Source organism: Ruegeria sp. CDSB013 (genome assembly GCF_059611165.1).
Map to the genome: position 1 here is coordinate 1 of NZ_JBXWPA010000015.1, position 22276 is coordinate 22276.

Annotated in this window: 23 protein-coding genes and 1 tRNA gene; 9 read left to right on the forward strand and 15 right to left on the reverse strand. The window is 53.5% G+C overall.

The features are described 5' to 3' along the window. Positions 1–114: 114 nt before the first annotated feature. From AC2FJF_RS20540 to tnpB, 3 genes are all read left to right on the forward strand, one after another. Positions 115–191, forward strand: a tRNA-Met gene (locus AC2FJF_RS20540). A gap of 268 nt (positions 192–459) precedes the next feature. After that, the gene (locus tag AC2FJF_RS20545; protein WP_496726971.1) at positions 460–888 is read left to right on the forward strand and encodes a hypothetical protein; all 429 of its coding nucleotides are present in this window, start codon (positions 460–462) and stop codon (positions 886–888) included. 2 nt (positions 889–890) lie between these two features. Next, the gene (tnpB, locus tag AC2FJF_RS20550) at positions 891–1112 is read left to right on the forward strand and encodes an IS66 family insertion sequence element accessory protein TnpB (RefSeq protein ID WP_496726972.1); all 222 of its coding nucleotides are present in this window, start codon (positions 891–893) and stop codon (positions 1110–1112) included. A gap of 257 nt (positions 1113–1369) precedes the next feature. Here the strand turns inward: tnpB and AC2FJF_RS20555 are convergent, their stop codons facing one another. From AC2FJF_RS20555 to AC2FJF_RS20580, 6 genes are all read right to left on the reverse strand, one after another. Continuing rightward, complete coding sequence (locus AC2FJF_RS20555) at positions 1370–2194, reverse strand: MBL fold metallo-hydrolase (RefSeq protein WP_496726973.1); 825 nt, start codon at positions 2192–2194, stop codon at positions 1370–1372. A 32-nt stretch (positions 2195–2226) separates the two neighbouring features. Beyond that, complete coding sequence (locus tag AC2FJF_RS20560) at positions 2227–2850, reverse strand: dioxygenase family protein (RefSeq protein ID WP_496726974.1); 624 nt, start codon at positions 2848–2850, stop codon at positions 2227–2229. Positions 2851–2865: 15 nt separating this feature from the next. Then, positions 2866–3267, reverse strand: a complete 402-nt coding sequence (locus tag AC2FJF_RS20565; protein WP_496726975.1) for a DoxX family protein — start codon at positions 3265–3267, stop codon at positions 2866–2868. An 82-nt stretch (positions 3268–3349) separates the two neighbouring features. Beyond that, complete coding sequence (locus AC2FJF_RS20570) at positions 3350–3739, reverse strand: nuclear transport factor 2 family protein (RefSeq protein WP_496726976.1); 390 nt, start codon at positions 3737–3739, stop codon at positions 3350–3352. A gap of 261 nt (positions 3740–4000) precedes the next feature. Beyond that, positions 4001–4864 carry an MBL fold metallo-hydrolase gene (locus tag AC2FJF_RS20575; RefSeq protein ID WP_496726977.1) on the reverse strand — a complete coding sequence of 288 codons (864 nt, stop codon included), beginning with the start codon at positions 4862–4864 and terminating at the stop codon, positions 4001–4003. 17 nt (positions 4865–4881) lie between these two features. Continuing rightward, positions 4882–5487 (reverse strand): DsbA family protein, encoded by a 606-nt coding sequence (locus AC2FJF_RS20580; protein WP_496726978.1) that lies wholly within the window; start codon positions 5485–5487, stop codon positions 4882–4884. Positions 5488–5583: 96 nt separating this feature from the next. On the opposite strand from AC2FJF_RS20580, the gene AC2FJF_RS20585 reads away from it, so the two are divergent. Beyond that, positions 5584–6486, forward strand: coding sequence for a LysR family transcriptional regulator (locus AC2FJF_RS20585; RefSeq protein WP_496726979.1), 903 nt, complete (start codon positions 5584–5586; stop codon positions 6484–6486). Between the two features lie 187 nt (positions 6487–6673). Here AC2FJF_RS20585 and AC2FJF_RS20590 read toward each other — a convergent pair whose 3' ends face one another. After that, positions 6674–7195: a hypothetical protein gene (locus AC2FJF_RS20590; RefSeq protein ID WP_496726980.1), complete on the reverse strand. Its 522-nt coding sequence runs from the start codon at positions 7193–7195 to the stop codon at positions 6674–6676. A gap of 830 nt (positions 7196–8025) precedes the next feature. Here AC2FJF_RS20590 and AC2FJF_RS20595 point away from each other — a divergent pair. Continuing rightward, the gene (locus AC2FJF_RS20595) at positions 8026–8556 is read left to right on the forward strand and encodes a hypothetical protein (RefSeq protein WP_496726981.1); all 531 of its coding nucleotides are present in this window, start codon (positions 8026–8028) and stop codon (positions 8554–8556) included. Positions 8557–9115: 559 nt separating this feature from the next. Here AC2FJF_RS20595 and AC2FJF_RS20600 read toward each other — a convergent pair. The 4 genes from AC2FJF_RS20600 to AC2FJF_RS20615 all read right to left on the reverse strand — a co-directional run bounded on the left by AC2FJF_RS20600 (position 9116) and on the right by AC2FJF_RS20615 (position 11334). Then, a complete protein-coding gene (locus AC2FJF_RS20600) occupies positions 9116–9448 on the reverse strand; it encodes a hypothetical protein (protein WP_496726983.1) in 333 nt (110 codons plus the stop codon). A gap of 1 nt (position 9449) precedes the next feature. Further along, complete coding sequence (locus tag AC2FJF_RS20605; RefSeq protein ID WP_496704870.1) at positions 9450–9971, reverse strand: hypothetical protein; 522 nt, start codon at positions 9969–9971, stop codon at positions 9450–9452. After that, positions 9971–10741 (reverse strand): hypothetical protein, encoded by a 771-nt coding sequence (locus AC2FJF_RS20610; protein ID WP_496726984.1) that lies wholly within the window; start codon positions 10739–10741, stop codon positions 9971–9973. Before AC2FJF_RS20610 ends, AC2FJF_RS20605 begins: the two co-directional genes overlap by 1 nt. Before the next feature lie 80 nt (positions 10742–10821). Further along, the gene (locus tag AC2FJF_RS20615) at positions 10822–11334 is read right to left on the reverse strand and encodes a DUF805 domain-containing protein (protein WP_282169979.1); all 513 of its coding nucleotides are present in this window, start codon (positions 11332–11334) and stop codon (positions 10822–10824) included. A gap of 206 nt (positions 11335–11540) precedes the next feature. Here AC2FJF_RS20615 and AC2FJF_RS20620 point away from each other — a divergent pair, with 206 nt between their 5' ends. Then, positions 11541–12308 (forward strand): DUF3658 domain-containing protein, encoded by a 768-nt coding sequence (locus tag AC2FJF_RS20620; protein ID WP_282169978.1) that lies wholly within the window; start codon positions 11541–11543, stop codon positions 12306–12308. A gap of 197 nt (positions 12309–12505) precedes the next feature. Here the strand turns inward: AC2FJF_RS20620 and AC2FJF_RS20625 are convergent, their stop codons facing one another. Continuing rightward, complete coding sequence (locus AC2FJF_RS20625; protein WP_282169977.1) at positions 12506–13459, reverse strand: SDR family oxidoreductase; 954 nt, start codon at positions 13457–13459, stop codon at positions 12506–12508. Between the two features lie 160 nt (positions 13460–13619). On the opposite strand from AC2FJF_RS20625, the gene AC2FJF_RS20630 reads away from it, so the two are divergent. After that, positions 13620–14510, forward strand: coding sequence for an AraC family transcriptional regulator (locus tag AC2FJF_RS20630; RefSeq protein WP_496723427.1), 891 nt, complete (start codon positions 13620–13622; stop codon positions 14508–14510). A 411-nt stretch (positions 14511–14921) separates the two neighbouring features. Here the strand turns inward: AC2FJF_RS20630 and AC2FJF_RS20635 are convergent, their stop codons facing one another. Both AC2FJF_RS20635 and AC2FJF_RS20640 read right to left on the reverse strand, forming a co-directional pair. After that, the gene (locus AC2FJF_RS20635) at positions 14922–16316 is read right to left on the reverse strand and encodes an alpha/beta fold hydrolase (protein ID WP_282169975.1); all 1395 of its coding nucleotides are present in this window, start codon (positions 16314–16316) and stop codon (positions 14922–14924) included. A 314-nt stretch (positions 16317–16630) separates the two neighbouring features. Beyond that, a complete protein-coding gene (locus AC2FJF_RS20640; RefSeq protein ID WP_496726985.1) occupies positions 16631–18475 on the reverse strand; it encodes an adenylate/guanylate cyclase domain-containing protein in 1845 nt (614 codons plus the stop codon). A gap of 10 nt (positions 18476–18485) precedes the next feature. On the opposite strand from AC2FJF_RS20640, the gene AC2FJF_RS20645 reads away from it, so the two are divergent. Both AC2FJF_RS20645 and AC2FJF_RS20650 read left to right on the forward strand, forming a co-directional pair. Beyond that, on the forward strand, positions 18486–18794 hold the full coding sequence (locus AC2FJF_RS20645; protein WP_496726986.1) for a hypothetical protein: 309 nt from the start codon (positions 18486–18488) through the stop codon (positions 18792–18794). Positions 18795–19043: 249 nt separating this feature from the next. Beyond that, on the forward strand, positions 19044–19424 hold the full coding sequence (locus AC2FJF_RS20650) for a hypothetical protein (protein ID WP_282169967.1): 381 nt from the start codon (positions 19044–19046) through the stop codon (positions 19422–19424). A 192-nt stretch (positions 19425–19616) separates the two neighbouring features. On the opposite strand, the gene AC2FJF_RS20655 is transcribed toward AC2FJF_RS20650, so the two are convergent. Then, the gene (locus AC2FJF_RS20655; RefSeq protein WP_282169966.1) at positions 19617–22157 is read right to left on the reverse strand and encodes a phage/plasmid primase, P4 family; all 2541 of its coding nucleotides are present in this window, start codon (positions 22155–22157) and stop codon (positions 19617–19619) included. Positions 22158–22276 lie beyond the last annotated feature (119 nt).

Consider the following 22276-nt stretch of genomic DNA (forward strand, 5'->3'; position numbering starts at 1 on the left):
TTAAGCACTGCCGCGCCAATGGTACTTGGGCTTAAGCCCCGGGAGAGTAGGTCACCGCCAAACCTAGAAAAATCCCAAAATCTCTCTAACGATATCGCACTTATTCGACCCTGTCGCGGGATGGAGCAGCCCGGTAGCTCGTCAGGCTCATAACCTGAAGGTCGTAGGTTCAAATCCTACTCCCGCAACCACTTGGGTCGAACAAAGTACCGAACAAGCCGCCGCAAGGCGGCTTTGTTCATTCTGGGCTAGGCTAATCATCGCTGCCAGTGCACCGTCCAACTCGATCTGCACGCCATCCCGTTCATGTTGGATCGTAACACGTTCGATCAAGCCCCGAATGATCTCCAATGCCCCTGTGCGGATCGACCGATCGTAAGCGTTGCATCTGACCCCCTAAAGCGCACCTGATCAAAACTTGCTCGAAGTTCTATGATGCCTGAAAAGGACACAGGCAGAATGAACGCATACATCCCAAACAGCCTAACTAGCGATAAGAAGATCGGCGATGTCTTCTATGCATTCGGCTATTCTATCCCAGTTTCGAAAACCGGGAAGAAGCTCTGGCCGGCGCAATTTAAGAGAACAATTGTCTACAAACTAATGACCGATGAGTTGACCGCCGACGAAATAGCTGCCGGATGTAAAATTTCCTTAAAAATGGTTTGCGAATGGAAACGAGCGAACGCGCATCACGTCTCGAAACAGATCGAAGCTGCACCAGAAAAAGAGCCTGCGTTCGCCCAGATCAAGGTTCAGGAAGCGCCAGTATCCGTTGACCCTATCGCTGGCACTCTCAGTTTAAGGGCGGCAGGGACAGAGCTGATATTACCAGCAAATTATCCGGTGGAAAGCCTTATCAAGGTCATTCAGGACGTAAGGGGGTAGAAATGGTTACACCTTCAGGGAACTACAAGTTCTATGTAGCGACCAGGCCGGTCGATTTTCGAAAGGGCATGGATGGGCTAGCTGCAATCGTTTTGAACGAGTTTGATTTAGACCCGTTTACGACCGATCCGATAGCGCCTGTGCCAGATCCGGGCTACCTCCGCTGTGCTGGCTTCTGCGTTGGCGGCTTCGCTGAATGTCCGCATTGGGGCCCGCTAACCTAATTCAACAGCCCGAAGTTCTATTGAGAACTTGAGCGTGATCGATTGAGATTGCACCTGCAGCGAAGGTCTGTTGTGTGGCCAAACCAACGCTCCTTATTGTTGACTTCGAATGTCCGCTCTGAGCCCATAACTACCAAGGCAGTAGGTTGTCTGAAATGCTGCGTTTTGATCTTTATGGTGAATAGATATCACTATCTGGGTTCTAACAGTGGGCTCCAAGCGCCTGTGCTACAAACTCAAAACCAGCAAGATTTTCCTTACTCAACTGCTCCGCTGCTGATCAAATGCTGAGCCATGCCGCGCACATTACTCGGCCGCCAGGATTCGTATTGCTGCCAATGGCTTCGTCCGGTGTAGGTAAGTTCTTCGACCAGTTGGTTCGTCGATTTGCCAGCTTGCAGCCCTTGCAAAACATCTGCGCGCAGTTCTTCCATATAGAGCCGAACGTTAGTTAGGTCGTCATGATTGCCTACGCGACCGTGGCCCGGCACGAAGATATCGAAATCGAGCGCTTCGGCGGTGAGTATCTGCTGATACCAACCCTCAACATTGTCACCACCCAAGCTGGTGTAGAACATTCGTTCGGGTGCGGCGACATCTACAAGAAAAACAACATTTTCAGGGCGCACGACCGTCGCGATCATGTCCTCTTCGTCTCCGGGCCCAAGATAGGTCAGTTCGATCGTGTTCTCGCCCAGCTGCAAGCTATGCTCCTGATCAAACTTGACGTCGAGACTAACGCCTCCCAATGTTGCCGGGGCATTCGAATGCGCGATGGCCTGAACATCGTCGCCATAGACATCACCGCCTGAGGCGTGATCGCCATGCGAATGCGAGAAGATCAGATGCGTTACAGGCTGGTCCGTTAGTGCGGTAAGATTGTCTTGCAGCTGCTGTGCCGTACGGCCGTTCGGATCGACAACAAGGGTCCCTTCGTCGGTGGCGACAACAAGCGAATTGTAGCTGCCGTTCTGGAAGTAATAGACATTGCCTGCAACATGGGTGAAGGCATCTGCGGATTGTGCTGTGGCAATGGCTGGTGTCAGGATTGCCATGGCTGCGGCGATCAATGCATTATTCATAATCTGTTCCTTTCCTGATCCGACCGAGCCCGTCAGACAACAATGTTTACGATGGATTCTGTGCCTTTCGGCCCTTCGGTGAATGCCATGGATACTGCCCGGGCTTCCGCCTTCGACATCCTGCGATAGAGCCCGTCTTTCGCATTGTCCGGATCACCATCAATGTAGAATTGTGTGGTCAGAAGCTCTCGGCTTCCGTCTAGAACTTTCACATGGATATGGGGTGTTCGCCCTGGATACTTGGTTGGCCTGATCGTGCGGAACGCATAGTTGCCAGCGTCATCCGTGATATCGTGACCAAAACCCTGAAAACCGTGATCGTAAGGCACTGGACGATCATCGCCGGGGTGCAAGTACTTTCCATTCACGTCACATTGCCAAATTTCGATGCGCGCACCCGCTATCGGGATGCCATTGCGACCGGTAATTTGACCTTTGAGCGTGATGATTTCCCCACCTGCTTCGCGAACAATCCCTGCGATCTTCACCAAGTCATTGTCGGTATCGCTCACGCGCATCGATCTGGTCGGATAAAACGGCCCTTCTGCAGCGCGCGGTGTCAACTCCGCAGCAAACGCAGTCCGGGACAGGATTAAACTTCCCGTAGCAGAAGTAATTCCTGCGAGAATCTTTCGGCGCGACTTTGAATGAGTCATCAAATTCCTCCTCAGCTATTCGCGGCCCATCTTGGCATCAAGGCTCCACCGACCTGGGCCGGAAAATACAAAGTACAGGAAGATGAAGCAGTACAAAACTGCGGCATCACCGGCATTCAGGATCGGATAGAAGTTCTGCGGGGCGTGGGCTATGAAGTAGGCGCTGGCCATCAAACCGGACAGAAGGAACGCGACCGGGCGCGTAAAAAGGCCCAGAACAATCAAGGCACCGCCAAACAGCTCCATCATTCCAGCAAACCATGACATCGAGAATGTCGCGACCTCCCACTCTGGCGGCGCAGGGAAGTTCAGTATTTTCTGGGTTCCATGCGCCATAAACAGAAGGCCCGTCATGATCCGTAGAATGCTGAGAACCCGCGGGGATTGATTGTTCAGAACTGCTATCATTTTCTTCATTCCCGAGATTTGATCGGCGGCGCGGTTTCGGGCCCGCCGACCGATGTTGAGTGAAATCGGTATTCAGATGAGATGGAGTGACCTATTCCATCGCTTCAATTACAGGCGCGCTGTCGACGAACTGTTCGAATTTTGCGATTTTGCCGTCTTCGACCTGCCAGACATGTGCAACGCGCGCCGAAAATGCCTTACCGGTTGCATTATACGTCCCGTAGTAGGTGCCGTAGGCGACGACGCGGTGGTCATCGGCTACATAGTTTTCAGGGTCAAACCGATAGTCGGTCCATTCTGAAGCCAACCGCGCAAACACGTTTTTCGCGATCTCGTCAAAACCGGTGTAAGTACCCGCATAGGGAAAACCCGCTGCTTCGGTCCATTTGGCGTCAGGAGCCAGATGCGCCTGCAGGCTGCGACCGTTTTCTTCGGAGGTTTCGCCTTCATAGGTGCTTTTGACAATTTCCAAAGGGGTCATGTTTTGCTCCTGAGCGTTGACGGCAAATGTTGTCGCCGAAACGATTGCAAACAGGACAGCACCAATGATGCTGCATTGCGTGATTTTGGTATTCGCGAACTTGCAAGACATAAAATTGCTTCTCTTCCTTACGGCGAATGCAGTGTGGTTCACGGCAAACTGGGTTTTGCACTGTTGGTGATTGGGCGCCGGATTTGATGGGCCAGCGCCCCTTTCGTAATACAGAGACCGAATTGGGCGGCCTCTGATGCCGGTTTAGACTTACGGCCAGGAACGCTCACCTTCGATAACCTGAGCGCTTAGTTCCAGATCGCTCACGTTCTCAAAGTCGGGATAGGCTGCCTGCATCGCGGCGATTAATTCTGCTGAACCTTCCGCCTTGTCCGCGGCGGCCTCGAACGCGGCGACGTATTCTTTAGTGAAATCAACGATGCTTGCATCCTCTGTACTGTCGCCGATCACGTGGCCCGGAACAATCCGCTCGGGGTTCAGTTCCAGAATCTGGTCCAACGTTGCACGCCAGCTGTCGCGGCTTTCCGGGGTTTGGTTGTCGGCCATCCAGACATGCACGTTTTCATAAAGGACGACGCCGCCCAGCACCGTTTTTTCCGAAGGCACCCACAGGAATGTATGAACCGGATCGTGTCCATTGAGGCCGATCACCTGCAGGGTTTCACCATCGACCGTCAGGCTGTCGCCTTCCAGAACCTCAGGTACAATCAATTCGGATGGGGCGTTCGCGTCCAAGATCGGGCCCCAGAAATCGTATTTGAGCTGGATGGTTTTCTCGATGCCTTTGACGGTCTCAGGTGTCGCGACAATTTTGACATCCGGGTAAGCTGCGCGGATCGTATCCAACCCGAAATAGAAGTCAGGATCCTTGTGACTGATAAAGACGGTCGTCAGGGATTTGCCTGTCGCCTTGATCATATCAACCAGTTGCTGGGCATCGTCCTTTTCAAACTGGGCGTCCACCAGGATCACCTCATTCGGACCTTCGATCAGGTTCGATGAGACCGGGAACAGGCTGCCTTCATTCGGGCTGAAGGCGGTGATGGTGAGATCAGCCGCAAAGGCTGCGGTGGACAGCAGCATGGCTGCAGTAGAAGTGAGGATCGTCTTCATAGGGATGCTCCTTGCATTTATGCGGCCAATGCCGCGATCTCTTCAGGAAAGTGGTAGTAGGTTGAGACGTCGACTTGGGTTGCTCCGCCGTCGGTTTGCATCACCAGAGTCGGGACACCTTGCGACCCGAACCGTGATTGCAATTTTGCAGCGTCCGTACTGATCTGCCGGGCGAGGCTTCTGCCTTCGTCCGGCGGACGGTTCACGCCGAATTCAATCAGGGCACTACGAACCGCTTCGCTGTTACCAGCGGAAATACCGTCGACATAACGTGCCTGTTGCAAAACATGTGCCAGCTTCATCTCCGCCATGGCGCCTTGATCATGAACCAAAGCTGCGGCGTATGCGGTCAGGCTGGAATCCAGCATTTCATCCGGGTTTCCCAGAATGTCTTGAACATAAGTGTCACTGAACACTTGGCCAGTCAGCTGTTCAATGCGTCGGTCGTATTGCAAAGCCATTCGAGCGAAGCCATCGCCCATTCGGTATGCGTTTGCGCCCTGGAACAAATGGCGATGCATAACGGTGACATCAGCACCACTCTCAACCAGCACGTTGATCACCGGTGCCGCGCCATAGCACCAGCCGCAATAGGTATCGTAGATGTAGGTGAAGCGCGTCATTGCAGTCTCCGTTTTGGTAAACCACAAGTAGTGCGCCGCCATTGTTGACTAAAGGCAATAACTGTAGACACAATGTTAGTTAAAAAGTGACAAATGATGAAGAAATCGAACTTAAATCGTCTGGAGTACTTTGTTGCCATCGCGGAAGAGGGAACGATTACTGCGGCCGCTGAACGAATGCGTATTAGCAAGGCGGTTGTCAGCAAGCAGCTTCAATTGCTGGAGGAAGAGCTTGGTGCAACTCTTGTAGTGCGCAACTCTCGCCATCTAAATCTCACGGAAACCGGACAATCCTTCTATGAGGCCGCGCGTGCATCAGTGGCGCAGGCCGAAGAAGCTTATGATATGGTAAAACAAGGGCGCGCAGAACCGACTGGAAACCTGCGCATCACCGCCCCTCTCGATATGGGCGTAACATACGTTTCACCGGTCGTGGCCGAGTTTCGCATCGCCTATCCGGCTGTCACGATTGATTTGACGCTAAGCGATACGCGGTTCGATCCGGTCGAGGCACGATTTGACATTGCATATCGGGTAGGCTGGCTTGCCGATTCCGCCAACGTCGCGCGCAAGTTGGCCGACTTTCAGCAAATCGTAGTGGCGTCGCCTGACTTGGTTGAGCAACTTGGGCGACCAGAACATCCGGAACGATTGGCAGCGTTTCCGTTCGTCGAACACAGAGCCTTACCAAACTCACTGAATTGGAAATTTAGTAAAGCTACCGGTGAAACCTGTAACGTTCAAATGAACCCCGCGCTGCGAGCAGACGTAACACCAGCGATCAAGGCAATGGCAACCGAAGGGGCCGGGATTTCCATTCTGCCGGATTTTTTCGCTAAGAGAGAAATCGAAAATGGCACATTGATCCGGCTTGTTCCGGACTGGGCGCTTCCAACAGGTGGCATCTATGCCGTTTATCCTCCCACGCAGTTTCGATCAGCTGCAACAAAACGCTTTGCAGAAATGTTTGCAGAAAGACTTCGCAGCAGTCTGGCGTAAGAGAAGGGTGGCGAAACTCAGTTTACATTCGTGTCCGTCTAACATTGAAACGCGACCGCTAAGCAGAGCGTTGCAAGGCTGCCGCGAAAGTCGCCTTTGCCCGACACGGCGGACAAAGGCGCTCCTCATTGTTGACTATCGAACGACGGCTTCGAGCCCAAACTCACAAGCTACCCGAACGGTTCCATCACCAAAAAATCGTGAGTTTTGCCATATGCTCTCGGAACATTCCTATGGCATCAATTGGTAAGATTGCTCCATCTTCGAGCGATATCTTGGTTCGCAGTAATTCAGGGCCAAACTCTCTTTCATAGTAAAAGAACACGATCTCGATCTCGCGCTGACTTCCAACTTGTTGCTCAGAAACAAATCCTAACAGAGCGCCTCCGCGCATACGTGCTGACCTTGTGCTCAGGCATCGACCGGTGCTGTTTACTACCAATTCCGCACAAAAAATCTTTCGTTCGGAAAGGTATCTTTCGTTCGTACTTCCATAGTGTTCAGACGTGTACGGCGTGATGGCTTCCAAGTAGGCTGTGACGGGAGAAGCGCATTCTAAGCAGGTGTACTTGACAAATGCCTCACTAAACTCTGCAGACCAGATCTCTTCCTGCTCAAGGTTGGCGATAAGGTACGACCCGTCAAGGCGACCAAAGCGAGTGCCTTCTGCAAAGCTTGTCTGAGCGGATACAATTGTGGCGAAAGCCATCAGTTGAGTAAGAAGTTGCAATGGCCATCCTGCATTCAAGGTTTCTTATACTCATTAGGCTTTTGGCGTTAATCATAAAATCTGGCTCAAAGCTGTGCAACGACAGCTTCGTCCGCTCACCTGCTATTTGCCACCTCGTTCTGAACGTCAGGAATGTGCGGTTCGCGACTTGCTGCACGAGCGAGACTTTGGGTGTTGTCCAAGGTCAAGTAAGGGCTCATTCCGACCATTTGCTGCACGGAATATTTAAGGCCGCTTCGGTCCCAAAGGAAAATGCTGCTGCCAAAAAAGAAAAACTTTGGTGCTCGTACCATAATGGAGATTTGGTGGAGCCTAGGGCCACCATACCCTCATTGAAAACGCTGCGTTTTCCACCAGTTGGGACATCTCACCCCCACATAGAACCCCACATATTACTGAATTCTCCTGACTTCAACTGCTGTCAATTGGGCTAATGAAACCAATTTGGCAGTCCAAAACCTTGCTGTCGCGCGGTGCTATCTCCTTCATCCAGACAACTTGGCCAACGTGCGTTCAACACTGAGGAATGGAAATTGAGAATTGAGTGGGAGCATCCTAGGTGTGTTGCATGTCTTGTAACTAAGGAATTGAGCGTTGAGCATGTGATGCCAGATGGCCTTGGAGGCATCCTCACGTCTTGATTTCTTTGTGGGAATGCAACAGCCGATTTGGTTTTTCACTCGAAGGAGCGGATCACCTCGCTCTCGAACTCCGTAACCCACGGGTCAATCCCAAGACAGTGACAAGAACGCAAAGTTAAGCTATTATGTCAGTAATATTGACGTATAAATGACGAGATTGACGGTTCTATGCCCCATGACGAGCAACAAGCTAAACGCGGCCCGGATGGCAAGTTCCTGCCCGGGCACAAACCGCCAAAGTCAACCGGCCGACCGCGGGGTGCAAATGGCATTAAAGCACGCGCAGCACGGCTTGCGGGAGAACGGCTTGAAGAGATGCTCGGGCGCGCCACTGACGTAATCTCCGACGAGCTTGATAACGGCAATCCAACCGTAGCCCAATGGCTCGTTGATCGGGTTCGGCCTCCTGCACGCTCTGACTTCGTTCAATTGGCTGACAGGAACAAATTGAGCTCAATTGAAGATATCCTTGTCGCTTCAGAGCGGACCACAAATGCAGCATCGCGGGGCGAAATCAGCTTGCAACAGGTAAGGCTTCTTCAGGATGTCTTGGGTCGTCATGCCCAGCTCAAAGGGCTTGAAGAACTGTCCGCACTCCGTGCAGAGGTCGAGGAAATGCGACGTACGGATAGAACGACCGCCGCAATTGATAAGTCACTGCTACCAAAATGGGGCCGCCTGAGCGAGGAACAAAAATGAAGAGAGGGTCATGGACAGACAGCGGAGGAATGGCTGGAACTCGCCTGCCCATTTCTGATAGGACCGCCATCAAGGCTGCACTAAAAGAAGCAATCGAAGCGGCTGATAGGTTAGAGATATCGATCAAGCATTCTGAAAAGATAGGTGCTCTGCCTCCAAACCTGATGTCTGGCCAGCGTGAACTCTACGAGGCGAGACGACTACTGGCTTCGGGTATCGCGCACCTAGTAGAAAAGCGTTCTTAGCAACACTTGTACGGGCTGAAGCAAGAAGACGCATTTCCCGCTTCAGTAAAAATTTTCCGCAAAGCAGTCGTTCAAGCAAGTTGCAGCGAATGACTGCACTGAGGCCTTTGTGACAGATGCTGCGGCATACACATTTTGGCAGTAACGGCGGATTGCGGCCATTCGCTGCGGTTTGCACCAAGGTCCGCTCTGCGGATGCCGTAGGCTGGATCACTTGGCTGACGCCAGCATCGTGGCAAAGACAGGTCTTCACTCTACCTGACGTGTGACAGGCCCACTTTCCAGAATTGGGAGTCCGTCCTGAATTTACAGGTTCAGCGGTAGGGCAAGCTGAAGAACGAGAAGCTGTTCGTCTGGGTGACTATGCGTGATCCCGTCTCAGCCATAAGCGTTTGCATTGCTGAGCTGCCCGTCGGACACGCTACAAGATCGGCGGCATCATCAAGAAAGTCTACGGTGAATGCGCTTTCGCCGACAAGTTGGCATTCATCCGACGGGCTGCGGTAGCCGCGAACAAAGACGAGATCGGGGTCCGGTTCGCTGACCGCAACCTCAACCGGCGTCTCAATACATCCAGTGAGTAAAAGCGTCGCTGGCAAGATAAAGAAGGATGCCAATAGCTGCTTCAAGTGAATAGTTGTTGCCATTCTACTTCTCCCATTCCGCGGCTGTGCTACGCCAAATGCCATCTTCTGCGTCCCAGGCGCTTGCAGTGACACATGGGGTTGGATTGATCCCGCCGCATTGCGACCCGTGAACATCGGTGAGAAGAACACGGTTGGGACCAAGATCTACGACATCCCAACCTTGGTTGAGGATAGAGCTAATGACATCACCCACAAGGAAGTGCGACATGCATCCGCCAGTTCCGCAATACAGGGACGCGGCCGACGAGCAGGCAAAGAACACCTCGTTCAACACCCAGTCAGTTTTCAGATCTCCGTCCAGATCCACGCGCACAATAGCGCCCCATTCCAATGCAAATTCACCGTTCTCAAAGTCAGAGCAGGCTTGTTGCGCCTGATTGATCTTTTCTTGAAGCTGCGCCGGGAGCTCAGATATCTCTGAAGCACTGGCAGGCTGCGGCAATGTTAAAGCCGTCGCAAGCAACGCGCAGAAATGCATCCTGACAATCGAAACAAGGCTGGATTCGGCGCTCGATCTCGGCATCAGTTGCATTGGTCGTACCGATAATCGCCGAACTCCAGCCAGTTTTTCCTCTGGTTCCGGAAGATCAGAAATTCGGCCCGATCCTCCGCCAGTAGGGCAACAACGAAGTCCTTGACCAATTCGGAGTTGCCGAAATAGCTGTATGAGGTCATTGCCCGCTGGGTTTCGCCGTTCACGGTGACGCGCGCGTCCCACTCATCATTGGCATCATCGAGGATCACGAACTCGATTTGCCGTTTGACCCCACCGCCGCCGCAATAGACCACGCCTTCTGGTGCCTCCATAGGCGCGGAGGTTTGGTCCAATGCCCGACATTCGGCCCGGAGTGACTGGATGGCTGTACCTGATCCCTTAAGATCAAAAATGCCGTAGCTGACGTCTTGATCTACCATCGACAGGTTCAGGGTGGCGTTTGCGGCAATCTGGTCGAGGACGAACGCATAATCCGCCTCGTCGCTGAACTGGATCTCGACAGGATAGTTGTCGACGATCTGGACGAACGAGTTTTCGCGTCCCATCTGAAAAGCAGCAACTTCTTGCGATCCGTTTATCAGAAAACGAAAAGAAAGGCCGTTCTTTCGTACGATATCCTGCGAATCCTCAAACCCGGCCGGGGCGAACCTGATCCTGTCGCACTGCAACTCCAGCGTCATGTTGTTTGTCTGAATAAATGCATTTGGCAACGGGCTGCCGCTGAAGCCCCATTCGGCCAGTGCAGGGGCCGCCGACAGACAACACATCAGACACGCAGACCAGAAAGTGTTTTTCATTTTTAACTCCCAAAGTTCCTCGTACGAGGAGGCAATAATGGTTCTCCAGCATTGAGGTGCCAGTGAGTGGTCATGTAATGCTATGACGGTGCGCCATATTCATTCGTTCCTTCCTGTGAGGGTCGCGAAAGCCACCAGATCATCAAGAGAGAAAGGACAAGTTGAATCGCGTACATGACCATCAAACCGGTTGCACCGAGAAAGGCTGCTGGTTCTCTCAAAGTCTCAGGGTCTTCAACGCCAGTTTCGAGCGCTGAAAAAACTGCAACCCCGGTCAGCAGCATGAACATCGTTGCGATACTGAAGGCCATTGGAAGGAGAAGATACCATCCAGGACGACCTGTATCATGTAATCGACGCCACCCCGCGGCGAGCATCGGAAGCAACATCGCCAGTTGGAAAACGGAGTTCAACAAGTTCGATCCCTCTTCTGTTTCCGGATCAGTGCCAAAAAGGACCGAACTGAGTACCGCCAACCCAACGCTGACCAGGACGACGAACAGAACAAACCACCAATATTCTGATCTCTGCGCGCGGCCCGAAAACACGACATATTTGGACAGGCAGGTCATGACCGATTGCGTGAAACCCATTGTAAAACCCCTCGTTTTGCTCTGGCAGTCCTATATTTACATCTTGAAAGGCTTACGAAAAACAGCGGCAGTGCAAGTTTCATGTGCAAGTGGAAAAATTCAGACTGGGAAACTGCGCGGAAAATGATTTACTTCAAGCTGCGTGCCCCCAAGCCGGGACGTGTCCCCTGACAACCCAAATCGCGCTCTTAAGCCAAAGGTAACCAATGTCACAGCCCGCATATCTACATCTGGTTTTGGGAGGAAGTGCCGGAGGTTGTCTACGCGCGGCAGTTGCAACTTACGGCCTGACAGGGCACGTGGATGTGTTCGATGATGATCTGAGCCACGGGCCTTTGAACGACAAACAATCGCGGGCGGCATATTTCAGAGAGCTTTTCCAAAACTATGGCCAGTTGCCTGACGATCCCTTTCCGTCACTAGTCGATTTCGACCGGATCTCGGCCCATTTGACGCAGGATCTCACGCCGGAAGTTTGCATATGGGCGGGTGAGAATGCATCAGAGCGGACGTTTTTGGAGATGGCATGTCATGGCCTGCGCCTTTTCAAAGGTTCGGTGACCCGAGTTGGAACGACTGGCTTAAAGTCACTGCCGTATATAGGTCCGCAAACTCCGGCTTTACTGGCGAGCCTTTTTGATCAACGCGAAGCGGTAGACCCGGTCACAAGAGCAACGCTTTCTTCTGATTTTCTGCGCCTGCGAGACAGTGGTGCTACACTGCGTATATGGGAAGCAGGCAAGATCGTCGATGTTTCCGACAATCTCTATGACAGTCTACTTTTATCATGCTGTGCAACAAACTGGACACCTGCTGCGCGCGTTGTCGGTACGGCCATGGGGCGATGCGACGAACACAACTTGTTGGGTGATGTGTTCTTATCTGGGAGGCTTCAGCATCTGATCATGCAAGGTATGATTGAGGCATCTGGCCCTCAAACAAGCCTGCGAGACTTTGACGTGCGACGTAGATAACGTTGCCGAACGTTACAGCAATACTTACGTTCAAAGAGGCGGAGGCTAATTGACTGGAGTTAGGGGGAATTGAGCATTCTTTGGAGCCTAGGGCCGTCTTTCAAAAAGCGACCCTTACTGCGCGCTGCGATCATATTTCCGCGTCCTTTAGGCTGAACCGATCTGCATTTGCTTTGCCGGTTCCGGTGGCAATGGGATCAGAGGTTCCACTCGAACCCAACTGCTTTTTCGGACACCTCCCAGAGACGCGACATAACAGCCTTGTCATGGGCATGCGCGTTCAGTGTGCCTTTGCCGACCGGGCCGACCGCTTCCAGACGGCCCGTCGGTCCATAAAGGGCGCGCTGCGCGCTCAGAGCCTCTTCGGTGGCACACATGACCTCAGGGTATGAGCCTTGTTCTGCGGTCTGGACCATCGGCGTCTTGGTCATCAGCCACCAGATGAAACGCATTGTGCGGCTGCCGCTTGTTGTGATCAGAGACGTCGCCGATGAGCCGGGATGGCAAACGTAGACCTCAACATAGGTGCGCCGCGCCGCGGCCAGACGGTCCTGCAGTTCGTAGGCGAACATCATCTGCGCCAGCTTGCTCTGCGAATATGCGGCGTTTGCGCCGTAGCCCTCACCCCAGTTCATGTCATCGAACTTGATTGTTTTGAGACCCATGTTGTAGCCGAGGCTCGCAACGACCACGATCCGGCCCTTGCATTCCGCGATGCGGTCAAAGAGCAGACCATTGAGCAGAAAATGTCCGTAGTGGTTGGTGCCAAGCTGGCTTTCGAACCCGTCGACGGTCAGCTTGCGCGTCGGCACCTGAGCGATGGCCGCATTGTTGATCAGCGCGTCGATCCGAGGCACCGTCTTCAGAACTTCTTCGGAAGCCTCGCGCACGTTATCCAAAACGGACAGGTCCATGCGGATGAAGCTCACATCTGCTTTCGCGCCGAATTCCTGTTTCAGGTCCGCGATTGCCGCCTCTGATTTCTCGGTAGAGCGGTTCAGCATGACCACCTTGGCGTTTTTCTTGAGAAGGATGCGCGCGGCCTGAAAGCCTGCGCCAGCGTTTGCACCGGTGATGATGTAGGTTCTGCCCGACTGGTCGCCGAGGCGCTCGGGTGTCCAACCTTTAGGTCCGAATGTCGTATCTGCCATATTCTATCTCCTTCCAGCCTTGGCCGGCGGTTGTGGTGTTATTGCTTGAACGCACAGATAGAATCTGACTGGGTACAGATACAGGCGATATCCTCTCGATTATTTGCCCAATCGTCTCAACCCCGTTGCAAAGAAGAAAGTTCCCTGCCAGCTTTAGTGCATGAGCAAAGACCAGATCAAAAACCTTGTCGAGCGCCGTCTGCCAGATGCAGGCCTTGTTGATACCGCACTAAGGGGCGTCCAGCTTTTCCGGGTGACCGAGGCGGTGCCTTGTGTTCCTGCCGTCTATGAGCCCACGGTCGTGGCCATTCTCAGTGGCGCCAAGGAAGCCGTACTGGACGGACAGCATTACGTGTACGGAAGCGACAAATACCTGCTTTGCCCCATGACTTTGCCGGTCGAAGCAGGCGCACCACGAGCTTCTGAAAGGGACCCGCTACTGGGAGTCATGATCACATTAGATCGACGCATGATGCGAGAGCTTACGATGGAGATCGAGGCCGCCACTGGAGGACGTAGACAGCCGCAAGGGAATGCGCCTTCGGCTTTGGAACTAGCGTCCTGGGATGTCGGTTTCACGCAGGCACTGTGGCGGCTTCTCGAGTTGCTCGACAATCCGGTTGACCTGGAGGTGCTCGGACATGGGCGACTGCGCGAGTTGTATTACGCGGTTCTCATGGGCGAAGCTGGGGCGGCGGCAAGACGGGCCTATGGCGTCGGCAACGAAATCGCGCGAACAATCGACTACCTTTCAACCCACTTGAACGAACAGGTCACCATTGACGACATGGCCGACCACGTTGGTATGAGCCGCGCGGTCTTCCATCGGCGCTTCAAGGAAGCCACGACAATGTCTCCGATCCAGTTTGTCAAATCGATGCGGCTGAACAACGCTGCGATGAAGATTGCGGAAGGAAAGACCGTGTCGGAGGCGGCATGGGATGTGGGGTATCAAAGCTCCTCTCAATTCAGCCGCGAATTTAAGCGGATGTACGGCCAGTCGCCCCGGCAATGGAGCAACGCGACGCAGGTGCCTCAACGATTGAACTGAGGGGCGCCTGTCACTGCAGGCTTGCAGCGAATGTCCGGAAAGCGGGCTGCGACTACAGCAATCTAGTCCATAGTTGAGCGACCGGTTTGGGCCGAAAGCGCCAGTTGGGCTGAACAGTGCGAACGGCAGAAAAGTCCGCGTTGCAGACATTCGCGACAACTTGCTTGAACGTCTACTTTCGCGGGAAGCTGCATCGGATGTGGGGCGATTAAATCACGGTGCGCATCCCAAACCCGATGATCCGCATTCTATCCATGAACAAAGACCACCGACTCTCCCTCGACGTCTTGGGCGTAGGAGAGCCTGACTGCATTTATCGCAACTCTGTGTTCCATTAATCTGGCGAAGTACTCTTGTTGCATTTGTTTTGAGAGAAATAGCGCCAGACCCGAAGGCACTTGGAGCAATAATTCAGCTGTGTTCAGCCAAGAAAGCCAAGGCGTCCCTCTCAAAACGCGGCCATTCCGGGTCGTTGTCAGGGATGGTATGGTTCGAGCTTTCGTAGGCGATGAACTTCGCGTTGGGTAATCCTTTTGCAAACAACCGTCCTTGTTCGACCGGCTGCATCCTGTCACTCGTCCCATGACAAACAAGGCACGGCACTTCGACCTCGGACAATATCGGTGTGATATCGATGTTATCAATCACGCCGCGATACCGCCCCATGTTTTCGGGTGAAATCATCTTGCGCATATCTTCGGCATATTGCCGCCGTTCTTCTTGGCTCGCGCCCGGCACGATGATTTGCGCCATTAAATCACGCAGAGACGGATAATCATCATCCCACCCGGCAGTCATCATTTGCTTAATTGCGTTGGCGCGTTCCACATCTTTTTGCGACGTTCTTTTTGCCCGACCAATAGGGAACCCACCTATCATTACGATCGCAGACACACGGTCAGGTCGGCGCGCTGCGAAGGCAGCTGCCACTGCGGACCCCTGCGATATCGCAAGGATCGGCGCGCGTTTGATACCCGCTGCGTCGAAAACGGTTTCCAAGTCATCAACGAACCGTTCGAACGTGCAAGTTTCTGCATCCCAGTCGGATAGACCGTTGAGCCTGGCATCAAAACGGACCAAACGATGTCGTTGAGCGATGGAAGTGTAAATTGGAGCTTTCCCCGGATTGCGCCAGTCAAGTTCCAAGTGTCCAATCCAACTTGGCGCCTTTACGACCGGAGGACCGTCCCCAACTGAGCTCCAGGCCAGACTAATGTTGTCGTTAGTTTTGCAATAACGAATTTCCTGTGTTTTGGCGAAGTTAGCGCGCGATTTGGACACATGTTCATCGGTGAAGTTGATCGACAAAACTTCGATCGGCTGTTCAATGCCTTTGAACGTGTGAAGCCCTTCTCGGCGCAAACGTTTGGCATAGTCCGCTCCGGCAAGATCACAAAGTACCTTTGAGACCAGAATGCCCCCGGGTTCAGCTGCCGATTGGAGCCGCGCAGCGATGTTGACGCCGTCTCCGAAGATATCGTCGCCATCGACGGTGACGTCGCCGACATGCAAACCCGCTCTAAGCTGGATACGTTCCGGAACCAAATAGGGATGGTCTGGCTCTCTTAGCTCGGTTTGGATCGCAATTGCCGCTTCTAGGGCGTTTCCTGCTGACGGAAATTCAATCAATGCTCCGTCGCCCAACAGTTTGACCACCCGGCCAGATTTTTGCTCAACGATCGGCGTTACCAAATCGCGGTACAAGGTGTTCAGTGTTTTGAGAAGTAGCTTGGAGCCGCCCTGCATCATCCGACTGAAGCCGACGACATCGAGAGACACAATTGCAGCAAGACGACGTTGACTCATGGTTACTTCCCGCAAGTTGGCTCGAAAACACTACCACGTTCATAGACTGTTAGAACCGGCAACATGCCTAATAACTGTAAACGTGCAGTGGAATGATCGGTAACTAAGATCTCGAATTGACCAAAGACCGTGGAAGCGATCATTAAAAAGGTATGCCTATCCGTTTTCTCAGGGAACGGCGGGTTTGTCCGCATACCGGTCGTTTGCTGCAACTTGCTTGAATGTCCACTGTGCGGACAAAGACGCCGTTCGCCGCCAGGCGGCATCTAGCGCTGAAAAAAGATCTGCGCAAGTCGATCGATTTAGCTACTTGACTAGTAATCTTCGGAGACGCCGGCAGATCGAAGCGCATCAGCCAATCTGTCCCAATCGCTATCATTTTTGAAACGCCACCGGGTTTTGTAAATGTGAATGCGCTCTCCAAGCCTCCAGATTTCCCGCATCTCAGCCTCAACGGAACGACCAAGCATGGAAAGAGTTGCGACATTGAACATCAGCGCATCCCGCGAAGAAGGTTCTCTCGAACGCGCTACCTCCAAGACAGGCGCTGCTTCCTCATAGCGCTCAAGAGAAAACAGAATGCCGCCTTTTAACGTCAGGTAGTACGTCGGGTAAATTCGGTTCGCAGCGATGGCTTTCTCAATGTCTGTAAGTGCCGCATTCGTTTCACCATTGAGCAGGCGGGCCAAAGCGCGTGTGTATAGAGCGTCAGCTGAGTTCGGTTCAACCTCCAAGGCGTTGACGGCTTGCTGAAACATTTCATTGGTTTTGCCGTCGACACGCATAATTTGCGCCGTCACCAGGTAAGCGAGTGCGGTAGGGTTTTGTTTCGCTAACTTGAGTGTCTCTTCCGAAGACCTTTTGAGAAACCGGCGCTCCAGTTCGGTTTGGTATCCAAATTCTGCGTGCCAGTAGTTTTGCCAAGCTTCAAAGTAAATCAGAGCCAGAAGCGCATATGCTCGCCCGTAGTCGGGATCAAGTTTCGTAGCGACCTCAAGATAAGGTACAGCCTCAGCGAAACTCTGCGCTGTGCCAGTGTCGTATAGATGCAGAGCTTGAAGGTATGCATCAAAAGCAAGAGGGTTTTGGGTGCCACCAATTTCGCTTCTGGCAACTTGCTGGACGTCGAGCTCCACCGGCAGAGAAGACACTACTCGATTGACGACCCGATCCTGAAAAGCGAGAACATTTTCTGTTTCGCCATCAAACCTTTCTGCCCATATTTCCCCTCCTGTCGTGCCATCCACCAGCGTCAGGTTAATGCGGATCGTGTCTTCGACTTTCCTTACGTTTCCGGACAAAATGTAGCGTACGCCCAAATCTTGGCTGATTTGCATGGGCTCAGCGCTCGTAGATTTGTAACTGTAGGCGCTCGCGCGTGACATAACGAACAACTCTGGAAGTTGGGATAGATCGGTCGTGATGTCATGCGTCAGTCCGTCAGCAAAATAGTCTTGTCCCTGGAGCGACCCGGTGTCACTGAACGGCATCACGACAATCGACGTGCGACCATTGTACAAATCGTTTTCAGTTTGACGGCTCGGAAAGCTTGTAACCGCGAACCATGTCCCGACCAAAAGCAGACCCAAACCGAGCGCATACACACCAAGCCTCAGGCGCCTGCTTGGCTTGCCCAATGGCTCGACGGCTACGTTTGCGTCTCCAAAACCGTCAACGCTGATATGATAGATCTCTACCGGCTCAAGTATGTTTTTTAGCTGCTTTTTGCCTCCCGAGACGAAGCGGACGGGCAGTTGTTTCTGCAATAGTTTGCAAGCAACATCAGATACAACGATGCCTCCCGGAGCGGCGAACGCTTCAAGACGGGAAACAACGTTCATACCATCTCCAAACAAGTCACCTTCGTCAGCAACGACATCACCAATATGCACAGCCATCCGGTAGCTGATTTGGTCTCCTTCCGCAATTTCGGCCTGCGAGTTGAGGATCGTCCTTTGCAGTTCAATCGCGCAATTCGCCGCGGCAAACACTGAAGGAAATTCAGCGAGAAAGCCGTCACCTGTCGTCTTTATTATCCTTCCGTGATGCAGATCGAGCGCGGGCTTGATTATTGACTTCGTGATTGTCTTTTGTCGATGTAGAACACCGACCTCGTCGCGTTCGATCAAGCGACTGAACCCGACTATATCTGCGGCCATAATTGCGGTTATGCGTCTTTCCATCGCCCGTCCCTGGGAACTTCCGCGTCACATCATGGTCTGTGTTGAACGACACTTGGTCAAGCATTTAGGTTTTGCTGGTTCTTCGAAGATCAGTGACCGCTTCGGGCTCGAAGCGGTCGTTCGCTGCACTTGGCATGAGCGGCTGATTTTGAGCGCGAAGCAGGCGTTGTTCTTTTTAAACGACGTAGCCGCTTTTTTGTTTTGTCCGCGCTACGCCGCCCGCTCCTTGAAGCTGACAGACTTAGCGATTACATACCAATCGCGGGCGGACAGCCCGCAATTCCCCCAAACATGATAACGCTCGTCTGCCGAGCCTTGCCCGTAAGTCGCGGAAGACCGCCGGGGTATGGACCGCCCGAGACATGCTTGCGACCGGTGCGAATGGTCTGGGTCTAGCGCCGATCCACTGATGAGCCTAAGGCAGGGCGAAACCAACAGCATCCAGAGCGTCACGAAAATTGTGATCACCAACCCCGCCTTGGGGTGGTCGCCGGTGGCAACAGCCAACGGGATGCGCATCAACATGATGAATAGGAGAAATCACATGGAGCAAGATATCCAACTTGAAGCTGCCGCAGCAAGGCACATCGTCTTGATCGCTATGGCCTACTGTGAAGCCCAAACAGCAACGAGCGGCGAGGAAAGCCCGATTGTGCATGACCGGCAGTGGCAGGCCTGCTGTGGTGTCGCTGCGCGTTTCCTGAGCGATCCTGAAGCTATGACACCGCAACTCTGCCACCATGAATGGCGGCTCAGCCAAATGCGGCACAGTCATCCGCAGTTCTGGCCTGCTGCCGCATCTCGCACTTGGGATGAACTCGACCCGATGGACCAGTATGTCGAACGGGCTGGTTTGGCAGCAATGCGTCAGGCACTGGACGAAACTCGGAGGTTCTCGCGGGGTCGCACCGCGGCGCTGCAATGAACGTCGGACGTTGAAAAGCAGCATTATGCTTGATGTGCGCAACAGAACATATACCGACGGACGAGACATAAAACCTCCCAACCTCCCAACCAAACGCCCGACGGGGAAGTTGGGAGGTTTGATTACTTGTCCGCCCATAAAGAACTGGCCGGCCTAGCTCGTTTGGCCTCTTTACAAGCTGTCCCACTTAAATCAGACCGTCTTGAGGATAGCATTTTCGAACCGAGCGCCTTTGCTATTGGGTCCTGGAACGAGACGGGGCTCTACTTGACGCAAGCGTCGCGCGAAACTGTTACGTGCGGGGATGCGGCCTTCTGGAACACCTTCGGCAGCGCACCATTGGCGAAAATCCAGATATAGGTCTGCAACGGTGACGACCTTGTTTGCCCTGATGGATAGTCTTTCTGCCGCCCACGCACGAACCCGGTCCGCATCCCTCATCCACGCCTCCTTGGCGATGCGTGATGTCATGGGATCCGCCATGCGCCGCGTGGTCAAAAGTTCCGCAGCCGCAACCACGACAAGATGTAGTAGAAGATCCGCCTCGTATTCGATTATGCGATCTGCCAATCCCTCGTCGGCCTGCTCTTCAGAATACGCTTTGTCGAAGACCAGAACCTTGAAGCGGCGCTCAACGCCGCTGTCGATCCCCCCGCTAAATGCGGGCAGCTCATTGCAGATGAACACATGCTGCGCCTTGGGACTGAAATAGAACGGTATGCCGTATGGCAGCCGGGCATGACAGATGTCCCCGGTGATGACCTTTTTTAGCGCGTCGCCTGAAAGATCACGATCCGACGTCTCCTCCGCAACGTTCAGCGCGCACCCGCGCAAAACTGAGACGAAGTAATCTTGTCCCATCTTGGCTGGCGGCACCGACTGAAGTGCATCCGCTGCGATCAATGATGAGATGACCTTGCGCGTGGTACTTTTTCCTGCGCCGCCCGGCCCAATCCAAATAAGGGCCTGCGGGTGTTTCATTTGCGTGCCGATACCAAGTGCCGCTGCGGCGGCTGTCTGCAGGATCAGCTCAATCCGCGCGCTTTTGTCTTGTTCAGCCCTGTCCAAGTCGAACTCAAGGTTTGGAGCCTCGTGCTGCAGCCGCCTCAAAGTCGTTTTAGCTGAGAACAAACCCGTGAGCAGCTTCATCACGTCGCTTCCCAAAAGTCGCTTCTCAGCATCCTGCACTGGCCATACACCACGTACGGCATGCCGAGCCCGGTGCTTGCGAGCATGTGGTTCGAGCCGTGGGACATATTCACCTGTTGCAACGTCTTGTTCGAACAAAACGAACCCGCTTTCACAGGTGATGCCAACAGGCGCACCTTCAAAAAACCCATTGTCATCGCGTTTGGACATGAGAAGCGACTTGACACTCTGCGCCTTACTGGACGTGATCTTGACCTCGCCAATGCCGTTGGACGGCGTAGGGTAAGTGGCACCGTCAAAGCGCGCGATGGCACGCGTAAGCCGATTGTCGTTGAGAGCAGTCCAAAGCTTGCCATCGTAAATCCAAACTGTGCCCTCAGTGATGACAATGCGACCAAAGAGATCTTCTAGGTTTTCCAGCACACGATCGGCAATCTCTTCGTCGCTACCGCGGAGCAGCTGCTCAACGTTGGACCTTCGCTGCCGCGCGTGGATGCGGTCGGCATCATCCACGGCGGCGGCAACAGCCCGACGTCCCATATCCTGGAGCAGATCGTTCAAATCGGCCTTTTCACCAAGGTTTGACGGTACTGTGACGACATGGACCCGTGCATTTGGGTTTTCTGCCGCCAATTCACGCGCGATCTGGCGGCAGTCCTGCGCTTTGTCGCTGTCGGCAATGATCTCAATCCGACCGGCGTTTGCTCCTATCGTTTCGGGGCGGATGGACCCGAGGCACACCCTGATCTCTGCTGGCCCAGCAAACAATCGGGTTAATCCGGTTTCGATACCTTCGGCGATCGCAATTGTGCCTGTACCCAGTTTGTTTTTGATCCGAACTGAACCATCCCCGATGTAGCCTGCGCTCAGTTTGGTCTTCTTGCCGTTCTCGTCGCGTATCGGTTGCCCATTGCGGTTCAGGATTGTGCCCTGCATGCCAACAATATTTCCATCGTCATCCGTAGCCACCGCCACTAGAGCCGGGTTTTTCTTACCACCCGGTTTGCATTGGAAATCTGGAGCATATCGCAAAGCGTCGTGTTCAAGATCGATCCCAACCAATCCACGGATGTTGCGCAAGTATTCTTCGCCGGGTGAGCCGGCTAAAGGACGTGTCTTCGCAACCTGCTCCTGCACCCATGCGATCTTAGCAGCCTTTTCATCAGATGCCGCGCCGGAGCGTGCTCTTTCCTCCGCTTCTCGCTGCACGGCTTGTTCATCAGTTTCTTCACGGTTCTCCGAGGCCGCCTGTTCTCCCGGTTCCGATTGCTTCTGCTTCCGCCGTCCTTCAAAAACCTTTTCGCCAGTTACGGCTTCAATCTCGCGTACAGCAGCGTTGAAGTCGGCAAGGCCTCGTACCTTCATTAGCGCATCGGTCAGCGAAACCCCTTTTTCGGGCAGGCACGTGCAAAAAATACGATTAGCGTCTGCATCGTAGCGAAATGAAGGGTTCTTATCTTCATGGTCAGGAAACGGGCAGCGCTGATGCTTTTTTCCAGTTTGTGGTTTGGCACCAATGGCGGCGAGGATTTTGTCCGCGTGTGATTCCTCGACGATGCGGAGACGCTCGGTCAAATTTTTCATTGGTCCCCTCATGACCGCCACCGCTGTGTTTCGGTCCGGTATGCTGCAGATTTTGCCTGCATACTTTGTTCCTTTCCTTGGTCTAGGGAGAGCAACAATCATCACTGGCCCCGTTGCGC